Origin of the sequence: Luteococcus struthionis, from assembly GCF_048595755.1 — a bacterium.
Lineage (GTDB): Bacteria > Actinomycetota > Actinomycetes > Propionibacteriales > Propionibacteriaceae > Luteococcus.
Genome location: NZ_CP184360.1, coordinates 487,018 through 501,261, shown reverse-complemented (window position 1 = coordinate 501,261; position 14,244 = coordinate 487,018). Strand labels below are relative to the sequence as shown.

Here is a 14,244-nt window from a genome sequence, read left to right as displayed (position 1 = left end):
GGGCCACAGCACAGGCTGTGGCCCCGTCGTCATGCCAGGGGGAATCAGGCCAGGGGGAATCGTGTCAGGAGAGTCGTGTCAGGGGAGTCTCCTGTCCGGGAGGGGAGCCCGCGATCAGGCCGGGGCTCCCTGCAGGATCGCCTGGGAGGCGGAGACGCCCAGCCGCGTGGCGCCCGCCTCGATCATCGCCACGGCGCTCTCCCAGTCGCGGATGCCGCCCGAGGCCTTGACACCCAGCCGGCCACCCACGGTGCGGGCCATCAGCTCGACGGCGTGCACCGTCGCGCCGCCACTGGCGTGGAAGCCGGTGGAGGTCTTCACGTAGTCGGCGCCGGCCTGCTCGGCAGCCTCGCAGGCGGCGACGATCTCGTCGTCGCTCAGCGCGCCGGACTCGATGATCACCTTGAGCACCTTGGGGCTGGGAACCTCGGTCTTCACCGCGGCGATCTCGTCGCGCACCGCGTCACGGTTGCCGGCCTTGAGCAATGCGATGTCGATCACCATGTCCACCTCGTCGGCGCCGTTGGCGACAGCCTCACGGGCCTCGGCGGCCTTCATCGCGGCGGTGTGCTTGCCGGAGGGGAAACCGCACACGGTGGCCAGCTTCACGCCCTCGGGGAGCTCCACCCCGGTGAGCATGTTGGGGGAGATGCAGATGGAGAAGGTGCCCAGTTGCCCGGCCTCGGCCGCCAGGGCGGCGACGTCCTGGGGAGTTGCGTCGGTCTTGAGCAGGGTGTGGTCGATCATCTGGGCCACGGCGGCACGGGTCAGGTCAGTCATGTGGCAAGCCTACGGCGTGGCTGTGGGGGTGCTGAAGCGCCCCGACGGTCGGCCGGTCTGGACTCCTGCGGTGATTGGATGAGTGAGCAATCTCGGGGGGAGTCGCACGACGTGAAGGATCGAGATGAGCTCGCCCCAGTCCCAACCCCCGCAGACACCACCCCCGGCCGCGCCCGACGGGAGTGAGACCCAGGGCGCCGGGCCCGCGGCCCAGGCCGGAGCGCAACCTGCGGCCCAGGCCGTGGCGGGGCCATGGCAGACGGCGACGGCCACCACGGGCCCCGCGATCCCGAGCGACTGGGGAAGCCCGGCCGGTCCCGTCGTCGCCTGGCGGGCCTGCTGGGCACCTGGTGCGTGGCCCTGGTGATGGTGGGACTGGCCTTGGGCGGTGCGGTGCTGGCCGCGAACTCCTTCTACGGCGGGTCCAGCGGCCGTACGGACTCCGTCTCCGACTCCGGCATGGGCCCGATGCTGAAGGGCATCACCCAGCTGGTCTCGATGGCCTTCGGCAACCCGCTGGGCGTGCATGCGCTCGGCGTCGGTGGTTCCGGCAGCTTCCCGCTGTTGGGCATCACCGCTGCCTTCTGCGCCATCACCTGGTACGCGGCGCGGCTCAGCACCCGTCGCTGGGCCGTCGGCAGCGGCCCTGGCAACCTGGCCCTGTCGTTGGTCGCCGGCCTGGTCAACGCCGCGGTGCTCACCCTGCTCGCGCGGATCACGGCCTTCCGGGCCGACGAGGTGAGCATCCACAGCGCCGGGTTCAGCGGTTTCCTGGTGTGTGTCCTGCTGACCACCCTGGCCGTGGCGACCGGTCGGGCGCACGGCGTCGGCCATCGTGGCCTGCCTGCCCATCCGTTGCTGCGCGAAGCGCTGCGCGGGGCGCGGACCTTCGGCTACCACGTGCTCGTGCTGGGTGGCGTCCTGCTGGCCCTGGGGTGGCTCTACCTGGCCGTGAAGCTGGCGATGGACGAGCACGTCGGCGCCGCCTTCGGTGCCCTCCTGATGCTCCCGCTGGTTGGCCTGAACCTGTTGCTGCTCGGCTTTGGGCTGGCGACCTTCGGATCCTTCGGCGCTGGCGCCCAGGGATCGCTGGAGGCCCTCAATGGGCTGGACCTGGGGCCGGTGGACTTCAGCGACCTGGGGAGTCTGCCGCGCCTGTCCGTGGGGATCTTCGATGCACCGCAATGGTGGGTGCCGTTGGTCGCGCTGGTCGTGAGCGCCGCCGCCGTCTGCCTGGCCGCCCTGTTCTGGGGTGCCCGGCGCCGGGTGGCCCACCAGCTCACCAGTTGGCTGGTGCTGCCGGTGGTCTACCTGGTGGGAGGCATCGTGGTGATGTTGGCCTCCCGTCTGGGGGTCAGTTCCGACGGCTACGGCACCGCCCGCTCCACTCTCGGTCTGGCGGGATGGTGGCCACTGGTGCTGGCGCTGGTCGGCCTGGCCGTCGAGCTGGCCGCCCGCTACCTGGTGCCGACGCTGCGCGCCATCGTGCCGATGCACGCCTACTGGTGGCGCGCCGAGCCCGAACTGCCGACCTTGCCCGGCTGGCGTGCACCCGCCGCGGCCGCCCCGGTTGCGCCCGTCGTCACCGATGCCGCTGGTGAGGAGGCCACCAGCATCATCCCCGCCGAGCCCACGCTGCTGCTCTCCACCGACCAGCAGGTGCAGGCCAACCAACCAGTCGGGACGTCACCCCTGGTGGGCGGGCCGGCCACACCGATGAGCCCCGAGGCCAAGGCGAAGGCACAGCGGATCGCCAAGCTCGTCGGGCTGGCGCTGGCGGCCCTGGTGCTGGCCGCGGTGGCCGTGAACGTCGTCAACTCCATGGTCTTCGGGCCCAAGAAGCAGGCCGCCGCGGTGTTGAATGCCATCGGCGAGGGCAAGGCGTCACAGGCACTGAAGGAGCTGGGCACCGCCGCCCCGGAGGGTTCGCAGTTGCTGCTGTCCGACGACGTCTACTCGTCGGTGCCCAATGGGCTGACCGCCTACACATTGGGTGAGGTGGACAAGAGCGGCAAGGAAGCGCGCATCACCGTGCAGACCAACCAGGGTGACCGGGCCAGCGAGAACGTGATCCACCTGCGCCGTACCGGCAAGCGGATGGGCCTGTTCGACAAGTGGAGCGTCCAGGGCATGGAGCTGGGCAGCATCCAGGTGCAGGTGCCCTCCTCCGCGTCCACCATCGAGGTGAACGGCAAGAGCATCGACGTCTCCGCCGAGGCCGGCTCCGGCCAGTCCGTGCGGCTGCCCGCCTTGCCCGGTGACTACACCATCAAGCTGCCGGACCAGGGCAAGTACCTCACCGGCGCCAGCGTCACGCAGTCCGTGGCATGGTCGGCGGCCAGCGAGTCGGCCCAGCTGACCACGACGCTCAACGAGCAGTTCACCAAGGATGTCGAGGCCAAGGTGAAGGAGAAGATCGACGAGTGCATCACGACGGCCACGAGCGAGGTGGCAAGCTCCTGCCCGTTCAGTTCGCCGCTGTACTACTCGTCGGACACCTACCGCGACATTGCCTGGAAGGTGGACGCCTACCCCAGGATCGCCGTCGGTGAGCTCGGCTACGAGGGCGGGGTGCAGATCACCACCGACGCCGAGGGCAAGGCCTCGGTCACCTTCGAACACGACGAGGGCTTCATGGAACCCGACTGGAAGGGCGGCAAGGATGAGGCGACGATCTCGCCCAGCGGCACCGCGACGATCGTCGGCGAGAAGCTGGACCAGGTGGAGGTGACGCTGTCATGACCGGCACCACACGCACCGCGGTCGCGCTGCTGGCCCTGGTCCTCCCGTTGGGGATGACCGGCTGCTCCGATGACTCCAAGCAGTTCGAACGGGCCGTGCCGGCCCCGGTCGCCTCCACCACTGCGTCGGCTCCGGCCGCGTCCACCACCGCACCCTCGGTGGCGGCCTCATCCGCCGCCAGCGACGCATCGTCGGCCCCGCGCTCCAGCGCCTCGGCGTCGGCCAGCCAGGCCACCGAGCAGGCCTCGCCCGCACCCCAGGTCACGGTCACCGTGCAGGCCTCGTCGGGCCCCGGGGAGGGCGGCGGCGAATCCGACGGCGAGGGATCCGACGGCAGCACCTGGTACCGCAGCTCCAGTGGCCTGTACCGCTCGCGGCAGAAGATCTGCGTGCAGCTCGAGGAGACCTGGCAGGCGGCGGTGAAGGCCGGCAAGAAGTCCGCCTCCATCAAGGCGCACGACGACGCGATCCTGGCCGGCTGCGACCCGGCCGTGTGGACCCCGAACGGCGTGAAGCATGAGACGGTCCACGAGTCCCACTACGACGGGGAGAGCTGCTCGTCGAGCGAGGCGGGCACCGTCGCCATCTTCGACGGGACCTATGCGGTCTGCACCCAGCAGGTGGAGGACCAGTGGACCTGGCAGGTCGCCGAGCAGTGACCGGGGAGGTCCACCAGCCTCGCTGACGCCGCTCTCTGCCGCGGCTTGCCACCGGGCAGCGAGCAGCGTGGGGTTAGGCTGGCCCGCGTGACTGACAGGGGAGGGGTACCCGGGGAGGCCGACGAGACGGGCGCGCGAGTGCGTCCGCGCAGGGCTGCCGTCGACGCCGATCCCGCCCCGGCCCCTCGGCCGGCCGGCGAACAGGCCGGTCCGGGGGTGCCGCTCAGACGGGCGGAAGGCGCCGGCGCGAGGAGCATCGAGACCCGGCACGAAGAGCGTCCCGGGAAGTCGCGTCGCTGGCCCCTGCTGGTGGTCGTACCGCTGGTCCTCGCACTGGTGGGTGGCGGTTGGTGGGCCACCAACCGCCCGTCGCAGGCTGAGGCGCCCGTCGCCGGGACGTCCGGCAGCCCGGCCGCAGCGAGCACCCCATCGGCGCCATCCAGCGAGGGCGCGACCACGGAGGCTCCCGGCAAGGGCACCGTCGCAGGTGTCAAGGCTCGGCTGCTCAAGGAGGGTTTCACCTGCGGATCGGAGGGGCAGCCCGGGATCGATTCCTGGCTGTGCACCCACTACACCCGCAACCCGGCGATGCTGGCCTATGTGGGCGGCGCCAAGGGCAAGCGGCTGGGCCGCGTCGCGCTCAACGTCCAGGACGGCCCCGGCGGAAACAATCCCAAGGCGCTGGGGCTGCAGGAGTGGTTGGCGCAGCAGGTCATCCCCAACAAGGCCCAGCGCCAGACGCTGCTGGCCGCGGTGCGCAAGGGCGACGAGCAGCGTTATGCCGAGGCCCGGCGGGGAGAGGTCAAGGCCCGGGGCAGCGCCGACGGATCGCTGGTGATGTTCGTCGACGGCTGGGTTCCGGACGGCGCCCAGCCGGCCTGGCTCTCGCCGCTCAAGCCGTTGGAGGCGGGGCTCACGGGGCTGGGCTACCGGTGTGGGGAACCCGGGCCGCAGGTCTCCTGCACCCGCAGCGCCAAGGGTCTCACGCACACCGTCGACTACCAGCTGGTGGGCGATGAGGTCGGCTATCTCAAGGTGAAGACCCAGCAGCAGTCGGGACGGCCGGTGGCCTCCCAGGCAGCCGCAGAGGTGAAGGCCGTCACCGGACTCTTCCGGCAGGCCGACCAGCTGCAGGGCTGGTTGGCGCGGCACGGCTCGAGCGCGGTCGGCGCCACCGGTTTCCACGAGGGGATGGCCCTGGACTGGTACCCGGGATCGTCGCAGGGAGCCGGAGCCGTCTTCTACCTGCGTCAGTCGTGCTGGACCGACACCGTGGAGTCCTGCTGAGCCAGCGGCAGGCTGAGGGTGAAGCAGGTGTGGCCCGGGCGTGAGTCCAGACCGACGCTGCCGCCATGGGCAGCCATCACTGCGGCGACGATGGCCAGCCCCAGCCCGGTGGAACTCTCGGCGGTGTGGGTGCGGCTTGCATCGGCCCGGGCGAAACGTTCGAAGGCCGTCTCGCGGATGCTGTCGTCGATGCCCGGCCCGTCGTCCAGCACCGTGATGTGCGCCTGGCCATCGCGGCTGGTGACGGCGCAGTGCACCCGGGTGCCGGGCGGGGTGTGGGTGCGGGCATTGGCCAACAGGTTGGCCACCACCTGGTGCAACTTGAGGGCGTCGGCCTGCACCATGACCGGCTGGTCGGGCAGTGCCACGCTCCACTGGTGGTTGGGGCCGGCCACCTGCGCGTCGCTGACGGCATTGAGCACCATTTCCACCGCATTGGTGGGCGCCAGATCCAGGGTGGGGTCGTCGTCGAGGCGCGCCAGCAGGAGCATGTCCTCCACCAGATGGCTCATCCGCGTGCTCTCGGCCTCGATGCGGCCCAGCGCGAAACGGATGTCCTCGGGCAGTTGGTCGCGGCCGCGGCGGGTGAGTTCGGCATAGCCGCGGATGGAGGCCAGCGGATTGCGCAGTTCGTGGCTGGCGTCGGCGACGAACTGCCGCACCCGGGTCTCGGAGGCCTGTCGGGTGGCAAGGGCAGCCTCGACGTTGTCGAGCATGTGGTTGAAGGCGAAGCCCACCCGGCCCACCTCATGGGCCGGATCGGCATCGGCCGCCCCAACCCGCTGCGGCAGCACCACCTCTCCACGATCCAGCGAGAGGTTGGAGACCTCGGTCGCGGTGCTCGCCAACCGGTTGAGCGGTTTGAGGGAGCGCACCACCACCGTGCGGGCCGCCAGCACCGCGGCCGTGATGGCGGCGCCCAGCAGCGCGAGCACCAGCCACAGCAGCTGGCGCAGGGTGTGCTCCACCCGGTTCAGCGGAAGGGCCACGATCTGGGTGCCGTCCGGAGAGTCGGCGGCCAGCACGCGGTAGTCGTCCAGTCCGGTGAGTCGCATGGTGGTTGGTTCGGTGGGGGAGGCCTCCAGCAACTGCTGGGTGACCTCCTGGGCCAGCTGCGAGTTGCCGCCCTCCACCCACAGCACGGCGTGCACCATCTCCTCGTCGACGCTGACCGTCACCTGGCCCACCTCGGTTCCAGGCATGGGCCGTTTGCCGAAACCGCGCTCGTCGCCCGGGTGGCGTTGGCCTCGCTCGACGGCGGCCTGCAGGTTGGCATCGACCGCGGCGATCAGCTGGTGGCGGGCCGCCAGGGTGGAGGCGGCACCGAGCAGGATCGCCACCACGGCCACGAGCAGGACCACGCGCACCACCAGCTGCCGCCCCAGGGTGCCCGGCCCCAGCTCGGCCAGGGGACGCAGCGAGACCGGCGCCCGGCCGGGCTCGGGCGTGGGGCTCATGCTGCCGGGCGCAGCACATAGCCTGCGCCGCGCATGGTGTGGATCATCGGCTCTCGACCATGGTCGATCTTCTTGCGCAAGTAGCTGATGTAGAGCTCCACCACATTGGCCTGACCACCGAAGTCGTAGTTCCACACCCGGTCCAGGATCTGCGCCTTGGAGAGCACCCGCTTGGGATTGCGCATCAGGTAGCGCAGCAGCTCGAACTCGGTGGCGGTCAGGCTGATCTGGTCGCCACCACGGGTCACCTCGTGGGAGTCCTCGTCCAGCGTCAGGTCTCCGACCACCAACAGCGGGTCGTTCTGCGGGGCGGTGGCGCCGCTGCGGCGCAGCAGGGCGCGCAGCCGGGCGATCACCTCCTCCAGGCTGAAGGGCTTGGTGACGTAGTCGTCGCCGCCGGCGGTCAGCCCGCCGATCCGGTCCGCGACGGCATCCTTCGCGGTGAGGAAGATCACGGGCACATCGGGTTGGTCGGCGCGGATCCGGCGCATCACCTCCAGGCCGTCGAAGTCCGGCAGCATCATGTCCAGCACGATCGCATCCGGTCGCACCTCGCGGGCGGTCTTCACCGCGGCGGTGCCGCTGGCGGCGGTGGAGACCTCCCACCCCTCGTAGCGCATCGCCATGCCGAGCAATTCGGTGAGGCTGGGCTCGTCGTCGACGGCCAACACCCGGATGGGGGAGCCGTCGGGGCGGGTGAGCTGTTCATTGTCGGGATTGAAACGTGCCATGGGCACCACCTTCCTCCGCAATCCGCTGGGAGAGCTGTGCGCTTGCTGTGTGCAGCCTGTGAGCGCGGCCGATCCGATCAGGGAACCTCGCGGACCGCGATTCGCTCGTTGTCGTCGTGATGACGCCCGAAGAGGAAGGCATCGAGGCCGACCCGTCCCGAACCGAAGGTGGTCAGCAGCAGCGCCAGGCAGGCCTGCACCGCGTTGTGCTCCCACCCGTCGTGGTGTAGGTAGAGGCCGTTGCCCCACTTGATCCAGACGATCACCAGGACATTCATCACGAGGACGAGCAGCGCCACCAGCGGCACCATCAGGCCGAGGACCAGCATCACACCACCGATGGCCTCCAGGGCAAGGGCTCCCCAGGCCAACAGGTAGGGCTGGGGCACCTCGAAGGCCTGCAGGTGCGCGATCTCGGCGTGCATCCCCACGGTGTGCCAACGGTGCCAGGCGTGCGCGATGAGCAGCAGGCCGAAGCAGATGCGCACGACCAGCAGGCTGATGGCCTGCAGGAAGCTGATGAACGACCTCATGTCCCAACTGTAGGGCGGGCGAGCGACCCGGGGCGGGCAGCGCGCGGGATCTGGTGAGATGGGAGCCATGCTCGTTCTGCTGCCGCCCAGTGAGGGCAAGGCCACTGCTCGTCGTGGTCGCCCGATGGATCTCCACTCGCTCAGCCTGCCCGCGCTCACCTCGGCGCGGGAGCAGGTCATCGAGGCGCTGGCCGCGGTGAGTTCCCGTGAAGATGCGATGACCGTGCTGAAGGTGGGGCCCTCGTTGGCCGACGACGTGGAGGCCAACACGCGCCTGATGAGCGCCCCTGCCCTGCGCGCCCGCGACCTGTACACCGGTGTCCTCTACGACGCCCTGGGCCTCGAGTCGCTTTCTGGTGCGGACTCCCGGCGCGCGACGAAGCGCCTGCTGGTGACCAGCGCCGCCCACGGCGCGCTACGTCTCAACGACCGGGTGAGCCCCTACCGGTTGGCGATGGACGTCGACCTGCCCGGCATCGGCCCGCTGGCCCGGTTCTGGGCACCCCGGCTGGCCGACGTGCTGCCCGCGGAAGTGGGGACGGGAATCGTCGTCGACTGCCGCTCCACCAGTTACCGCAATGCCTGGAAACCCACCCCCGAGCTGGCCGAACGCTGGGTGGTCGTCGACGTGCCGGGTGCCTCGCACTGGGCCAAGCACACCCGCGGCCTGGTGGCGCGTCGCCTCTGCCAGACCGACGTCGTGAAGCGGGTCGCAGACCTGCCGGCCGCGCTGGGGGAGGCCTTCGACGTGGAGCTGGTGATGCCGCAGCGCGCCGGCCGCCCCTGGACGGCGCTGGTCACGGCTCGCTGACCCCGACGACGCGAAGTGGGGAGGATTTCCACCGATGTCGGTGGAAATCCTCCCCACTTCGGGATGGGTGGTGGTCGAGTCAGCGAGCCGTGGTCTTCTCGTCGCCGCTGATACTGGTGTGCTCGTGGCCGCCGCGTCCACCACGGCCGCCCTCACCGCGGGGACCACCCGGGGAGTGCGCGGTCATGGTCTTGAGGTCCTTGCTCACCTCATAGCCCGCACGGTCCCCGTCCTTGGTGCCCATCACGTGGTAGGTGCCCTGGTCGTCCTTCATCACGCGCTCGACGGTGAAGTCGGCATCCTTGGCGGTGACGGCCTTGCTGACCTTCGTGAGCTCGTCGCCGGTCACCTCGGTGCCGCGCATCGGGCCGCCGCGGCCGGGCTCGCAGCCTCGGTCCGTGCCCTGGTCACTGCCCTGGCTGTCGCTGCCCGTACTGGCCGTGGCGCTGGAGGTGGGCGAGGTGGTGGTGCTGTCGGCATGGGCGCTGAGACCCAGCATGGCCCCACCGCCAATCACCAGGCCCGTGACAGCGGCGCTGGCGAGCCGGACGGCATTCTTCGTGTCAGTCATTGCTTCCTCCTGCTGTCTGCGGTGGCATCTCCACCGGACACCAGGAACTCTGCCCACGCAGCCTTGGCTGCCGCTGTCGCGGAGCTGTCAGGAGACTGTGAATCCAGACCCGGTCAGCCGTGCGCCTGCTCCACCAGGGCATAGCGCTCGGCGGGCCCACCCTCGCGACGCCGGTAGAGGACCAGCGCGGCCAGCATGGCCCCGAAGCTGGTGCCGGCCGCCAGCCCGACGGCCACATAGGTGGAGCTCAGCAAGAGCCAGGTCGCGGTGGTGGGATCCTCGTCGGTGATCGCGAAGACGCCGCGGTAGAGCATCACGCCCGGCATCAGCGGGGCGACGGCGGTGGTGGTGAGTGCCAGCACCGGAATGTGCAGCCAACGCACCACGATGCGTGCGGTGAATCCCACCACCAGCGCCGCGATCGCCACCCTGGCCGGGTGGGAGGCCGTGATCCAGTGGGCAGCCAGGTAGCTGGCCCACAGCAGGAGTCCAAGGCCGGTGGTGGTGACCAGCGCCCTGGTGCGCATCATGAATCGCACCCCGAAGGCCAGGGCCACCATCCCGGCGCAGACCAGCTGGATCCAGTGGTTCGGGTTCTGGCTGGCACCGGGTTCGAGCTGGGCGGTCACTCCCAGGCTGCGGCCCAACCACAGGGTGGTGACCAGCCCCAGGACGATGCCGCCCGTGGTCACCACCACCTCGACGATTCGGGCCCCGGCTCCCAGGAAGCTGCCGTCGATGGCATCGCCGGCGGCCGCGACGGTGCCCATGCCGGCCAGCAGCGAGACCATTCCGGCGGCGATCACCAGCGATGGATTCATGGCCGGCAGGGCGGGGCTTGCCCAGTGCTGCAGGGCCAGGACGAGCAGTGCCAGGCTGGTGGGGATCGCGGCGCAGACGGCCGTGGTGAAGAAGGAGCCCATCGTCCAGCGCTCCAGCTGCTGTCGCGTCTCGTCGACCAGCATCGTGGAGATAGCCGAGACCAGCATGTCCATCAGGCTGCCGCCGATCAGCAGGCCGATGGCAGCGCCCAGCACCCCGGCCGCGAAGAGGCGGAACCAGCGGGGATGTTCGAAGGGCGCGGTGGCGATGTGGTTCAGGCGCGCAGTGGCCGTCTCCACATCGACCTCGCCGCGATGGATCTCGCGCACCAGGCCCTCGACGCGTTGCAGCCGGTCATAGTCGGTCTGGTCGGGCAGCACCGAACGGATGATCGTGATGGGCGCCGCGAGAGCCGCGGGCTCGTAGCTGAGCATGATCCGGGAGTAGGTCACGTCGAGCTGGACGGGAAGGCCGTGGGCACCCACCACGCGCCGCACCAGCGTCTCGGTGCGGGCCGCGCTGGACCCCGAGGAGAGCGCCAGGGCCCCGATCCGGACGGCCAGCTCGGTGATGGCCCGGGCGCGGTGGGGGTCCACCCGTCCATCATCGACGAGGGCCATCTCGCTGTCGGCCGTCTCCCGGGCATTGGCGACGGGCCCCGAGCTGGCGGGTCCGCTCTCCTCACTCATCGTGCCCCCCGTGGTTCCGGCTGGAGCCGGCATGCTCCGCCGGCACAGTCTGCCACCGGCCGCCGCCTCACAGGACCGCCCGTGAGGGTGGGGAGTTTGCCTCGGGCATGGCCCGGGCGGCCCTCTTCAGGAGCGCTTCACCTTCGCCGGAGCGACGCGACGCCGGCGGAAGCTCGAGCCGTCCCCATTGGCCCGGATGGGGCGACGCACGGTGCCCTTGGTGGCCCACCGCAAGGCGGTATTGCTCAGGGCTGCGCCGAAGCTCGAGCCGACGGCCAGCGCGGCGCCGGTCATCAGGCACTTCAACAACAGGGTCTGCGGGTCCTCACCGGGCATCGGGATGCTGGCCGAGCTGGAGGGGAGGTCGGTGAGCAGGGCGAAGATGCCCCGGTACAGCAGCAGGCCGGGCATCAGCGGGGCGATGCCGGTGCTGATCAGGGCCACCAACGGGATGCGCAGCGGTGTGGTCACCAGCCGCGCCAACAGCCCGATCACCAGGGCGGCGAGCCCGGAACGGGCCGGGGTCGAGGTGGTCAGGGCGACCGCACCGAGGTAGGCCAACTGGGCCGCCACCCCCATCGAGATCGCGGCCAGGGCCGAGCGTGGCCCCATGTTGCACAGCACGCCGAAACTCGCGGCGATCAGTCCGGCCGAGAAGAGCTGGGCCACGGGGGTGGCGCTGAAACCGCCGATGGGGGCCAAGTAGCTGGGCACGCCCAGCCACAGGCCGAGCGAGAGGGTCGCGACCAGTCCCAGCACGATTCCCGAGGTCAGCACGGAGACCTCCACCGCACGGCTGCCGGCGCTCATGTAGTAGGCGTCGATCGCATCGCCCGCGGCGGTGACGATGCCCAGACCGGCCAACAGGGGCACCATGCCGGCCGCCACCACCAGCCCGGGCGAGGCCATCTGCAGGCTGTCGGGCAGGTAGGCACGTCCCGACATCACCGCCAGGCCCACCAGGGCTGCCATCGAGGCTGCCGCGGCCTGGGTGAAGAAGGTGTTCATGCCGCGACGGTCCATGCCATTGCGCACGAGCTCCACCAGGAAGGTGGTGACCATGGCGATGATCACGTCGGACCGGTTTCCGCCCAGCAGCATCGCGACGGCGCCACCCATCAGGGCGGCGGCACCGTGGGTCACCCAGAGACGGTAGGTGCGCGGCTCGCGGCGGACGTGGTCCAGCCGTCGGTACATCACCTCGATCTCGAGGGCGTCGCGCGACATGGCCTGGATCAGGTTCTCCACGCGGGTCAACTGGTCGTAGTCGATGGTGCCCGGCTTGACCATTCGCATCACGGTGATCGGGTCGCTGGCCGCCGACGGCTCGTAGCTGATCGTGATGCGCGTGTAGGTGATGTCCACCTGGGCGGGGAGCCCGTAGTAGCGGCAGATGCTCAGCACCAGGCGGGTCGCGCGGGCGGCCGTGGCGCCGGAGGAGAGCATCATCTCGGCTGCTCTCATCGAGAGCGCGACGATCGAGCGGGCCCGGGCGGCCTCCACGTCCGACTCGTCGACGTGCGCTGCCTCACGCAGCTTGTTGCGGTAGGCGTGGGCCATCGTTCGTGAGGCCCGGGCCAGGCGAGTACTTGCCGGCATCGCTGCTCTTTCATGCATGGTGGGATGAGGCAGACCATTGGTACCACGCGTGGCCCGTGCACGAAAGTGACCGGGGCAGCGGGTGGGGCCCCAGCCCCTGGGGATGTCCTTCCGGCCTTAGCGACGCCGGGTCTTGATGGCGTAGGCAAACGCCAGCAGGGCGATCCACAGCGGGCCGACGACCAGGGCCGGACGGTAGCTGGGAATGAAGCCCATCAGGACGACGACCGCGGCCAGCGTCGCCAGGACCAGGTAGTTGGACCAAGGATGCCAGGGCATCCGGAAGGTCAGGTGCTGGGCCGCGTCGCCGATGCGACGGCGGAACTTCAGCTGGGTGATGACGATCATCGTCCAGTTGATGATGCCGGCCATCAGCGCCACCGAGATGACGTAGAGGAAGACCTTGCCGGGGAAGAGGTAGTTGAGCACCACGGCGCCGGCGGTGACGGCCGAGCTGGCCAGCACGCCCAGCCAGGGGCTGCCGACGCGGTTCAGCCGCAGGAAGCAGCGCGGGGCATTGCCCTGCTGGGCCAGCGAATACAGCATGCGGCCATTGGAGTAGAGGCCAGAGTTGTAGGCGCTGACGGCAGCGGTGAGCACCACGACGTTGAGGATGGTGGCGGCCGAGCCGATGCCCAACCGGGAGAAGATCGAGACGAAGGGCGACTCGTTGCCGTCGAGCTGGTTCCACGGGAAGATCGCCAGCATCACCAGGATGGCGCCCACGTAGAAGATGAGGATGCGGTAGACGACCTGGTTGATCGCCTTGGGGATGGACTGGCGTGGGTTGTCGGCCTCGCCCGCGGTGATGCCGATGAGTTCGACGCCGCCGAAGCTGAACAGCACCACGACCATGCTCATCGCCAGCCCCCAGACGCCCTTGGGCAGGAAGCCGTCGTGACGCCACAGGTTGGCCACACCGGTGGCATTGCCGCTGCCCCAGCCGAAGACGATGATGACCAGCCCGAGCATGATCATGGCGATGATGGCTGCCACCTTGACCAGCGCGAACCAGAACTCGAACTCGCCGAAGGCACGCACGCTGATCAGGTTGACCAGGGTCACCAGCACCAGGAAGGCGGCGCTGGAGACCCACAGCGGGACGTCGGGGAACCAGAAGTTGACGTAGGTGCCCACCACCACCAGCTCGGCCATGCTCACGGCGATGTAGTTGAACCAGTAATTCCAGCCGGAGAAGAAGCCGGGGAAGGGCCCCCAGTTGCGGTAGGCGTAGTGGCTGAAGGCGCCGGAGACCGGTTCGTCGACGCTCATCTCGCCCAGGGCGCGCATGATCAGGAAGATCACCAGACCCCCGGCCAGATAGGCCAGCAGGATGGCCGGCCCGGCCATCGAGATGGCGGCGCTGGAGCCGTAGAACAGGCCGGTCCCGATGGCGCCACCCAAGGCGATCAGCTGGATGTGGCGGTTCTTCAGGGCGCGCTGGAGCCCTGCCCCTGCGTCGCTGTCCTGGGCATCGGGCGGCTGGGGGTCGGTCATGGGCGACGAGTCTAGACCTGGGCTGCGGGTGCTCCCCGCGCAGTCCAGGCCAGGGCGACCGGTCGA

At 69.9% G+C, this 14,244-nt stretch carries 12 protein-coding genes; 4 read left to right on the top strand and 8 right to left on the bottom strand.

The window, feature by feature from the left end:
* Positions 1 to 114: 114 nt before the first annotated feature.
* On the bottom strand, positions 115 to 780 hold the full coding sequence (gene deoC / locus ACOAMO_RS02405; RefSeq protein ID WP_420176003.1) for a deoxyribose-phosphate aldolase: 666 nt from the start codon (positions 778 to 780) through the stop codon (positions 115 to 117).
* A gap of 252 nt (positions 781 to 1,032) precedes the next feature.
* Between deoC and ACOAMO_RS02400 the strand changes: the two genes are divergently transcribed.
* The 3 genes from ACOAMO_RS02400 to ACOAMO_RS02390 all read left to right on the top strand — a co-directional run bounded on the left by ACOAMO_RS02400 (position 1,033) and on the right by ACOAMO_RS02390 (position 5,468).
* Entirely contained in the window at positions 1,033 to 3,522 is a 2,490-nt protein-coding gene (locus ACOAMO_RS02400) for a hypothetical protein (protein WP_420176002.1), read from the top strand.
* Positions 3,519 to 4,181, top strand: a complete 663-nt coding sequence (locus ACOAMO_RS02395; protein ID WP_420176001.1) for a hypothetical protein — start codon at positions 3,519 to 3,521, stop codon at positions 4,179 to 4,181. The genes ACOAMO_RS02400 and ACOAMO_RS02395 overlap by 4 nt, the downstream gene beginning before the upstream one ends.
* Positions 4,182 to 4,268: 87 nt before the next feature.
* Positions 4,269 to 5,468 carry a hypothetical protein gene (locus tag ACOAMO_RS02390; RefSeq protein WP_420176000.1) on the top strand — a complete coding sequence of 400 codons (1,200 nt, stop codon included), beginning with the start codon at positions 4,269 to 4,271 and terminating at the stop codon, positions 5,466 to 5,468.
* Here the strand turns inward: ACOAMO_RS02390 and ACOAMO_RS02385 are convergent.
* The 3 genes from ACOAMO_RS02385 to ACOAMO_RS02375 form a co-directional block, all read right to left on the bottom strand.
* A complete protein-coding gene (locus tag ACOAMO_RS02385) occupies positions 5,432 to 6,925 on the bottom strand; it encodes a HAMP domain-containing sensor histidine kinase (RefSeq protein ID WP_420175999.1) in 1,494 nt (497 codons plus the stop codon). The two genes, ACOAMO_RS02390 and ACOAMO_RS02385, sit on opposite strands and share 37 nt — an antisense overlap.
* Entirely contained in the window at positions 6,922 to 7,656 is a 735-nt protein-coding gene (locus tag ACOAMO_RS02380; RefSeq protein WP_420175998.1) for a response regulator transcription factor, read from the bottom strand. The genes ACOAMO_RS02385 and ACOAMO_RS02380 overlap by 4 nt, the downstream gene beginning before the upstream one ends.
* Before the next feature lie 77 nt (positions 7,657 to 7,733).
* Positions 7,734 to 8,189 (bottom strand): DoxX family protein, encoded by a 456-nt coding sequence (locus ACOAMO_RS02375; protein ID WP_420175997.1) that lies wholly within the window; start codon positions 8,187 to 8,189, stop codon positions 7,734 to 7,736.
* A 67-nt stretch (positions 8,190 to 8,256) separates the two neighbouring features.
* Between ACOAMO_RS02375 and ACOAMO_RS02370 the strand changes: the two genes are divergently transcribed.
* Positions 8,257 to 9,000: a YaaA family protein gene (locus tag ACOAMO_RS02370; protein WP_420175996.1), complete on the top strand. Its 744-nt coding sequence runs from the start codon at positions 8,257 to 8,259 to the stop codon at positions 8,998 to 9,000.
* 79 nt (positions 9,001 to 9,079) lie between these two features.
* Here ACOAMO_RS02370 and ACOAMO_RS02365 read toward each other — a convergent pair whose 3' ends face one another.
* The 4 genes from ACOAMO_RS02365 to ACOAMO_RS02350 form a co-directional block, all read right to left on the bottom strand.
* Positions 9,080 to 9,571, bottom strand: a complete 492-nt coding sequence (locus ACOAMO_RS02365) for a hypothetical protein (RefSeq protein WP_420175995.1) — start codon at positions 9,569 to 9,571, stop codon at positions 9,080 to 9,082.
* A 113-nt stretch (positions 9,572 to 9,684) separates the two neighbouring features.
* Entirely contained in the window at positions 9,685 to 11,082 is a 1,398-nt protein-coding gene (locus tag ACOAMO_RS02360) for a threonine/serine ThrE exporter family protein (protein WP_420175994.1), read from the bottom strand.
* A 126-nt stretch (positions 11,083 to 11,208) separates the two neighbouring features.
* Positions 11,209 to 12,681 carry a threonine/serine ThrE exporter family protein gene (locus ACOAMO_RS02355; RefSeq protein ID WP_420175993.1) on the bottom strand — a complete coding sequence of 491 codons (1,473 nt, stop codon included), beginning with the start codon at positions 12,679 to 12,681 and terminating at the stop codon, positions 11,209 to 11,211.
* A gap of 117 nt (positions 12,682 to 12,798) precedes the next feature.
* Positions 12,799 to 14,178, bottom strand: a complete 1,380-nt coding sequence (locus ACOAMO_RS02350) for an amino acid permease (RefSeq protein WP_420175992.1) — start codon at positions 14,176 to 14,178, stop codon at positions 12,799 to 12,801.
* Positions 14,179 to 14,244: the final 66 nt, after the last annotated feature.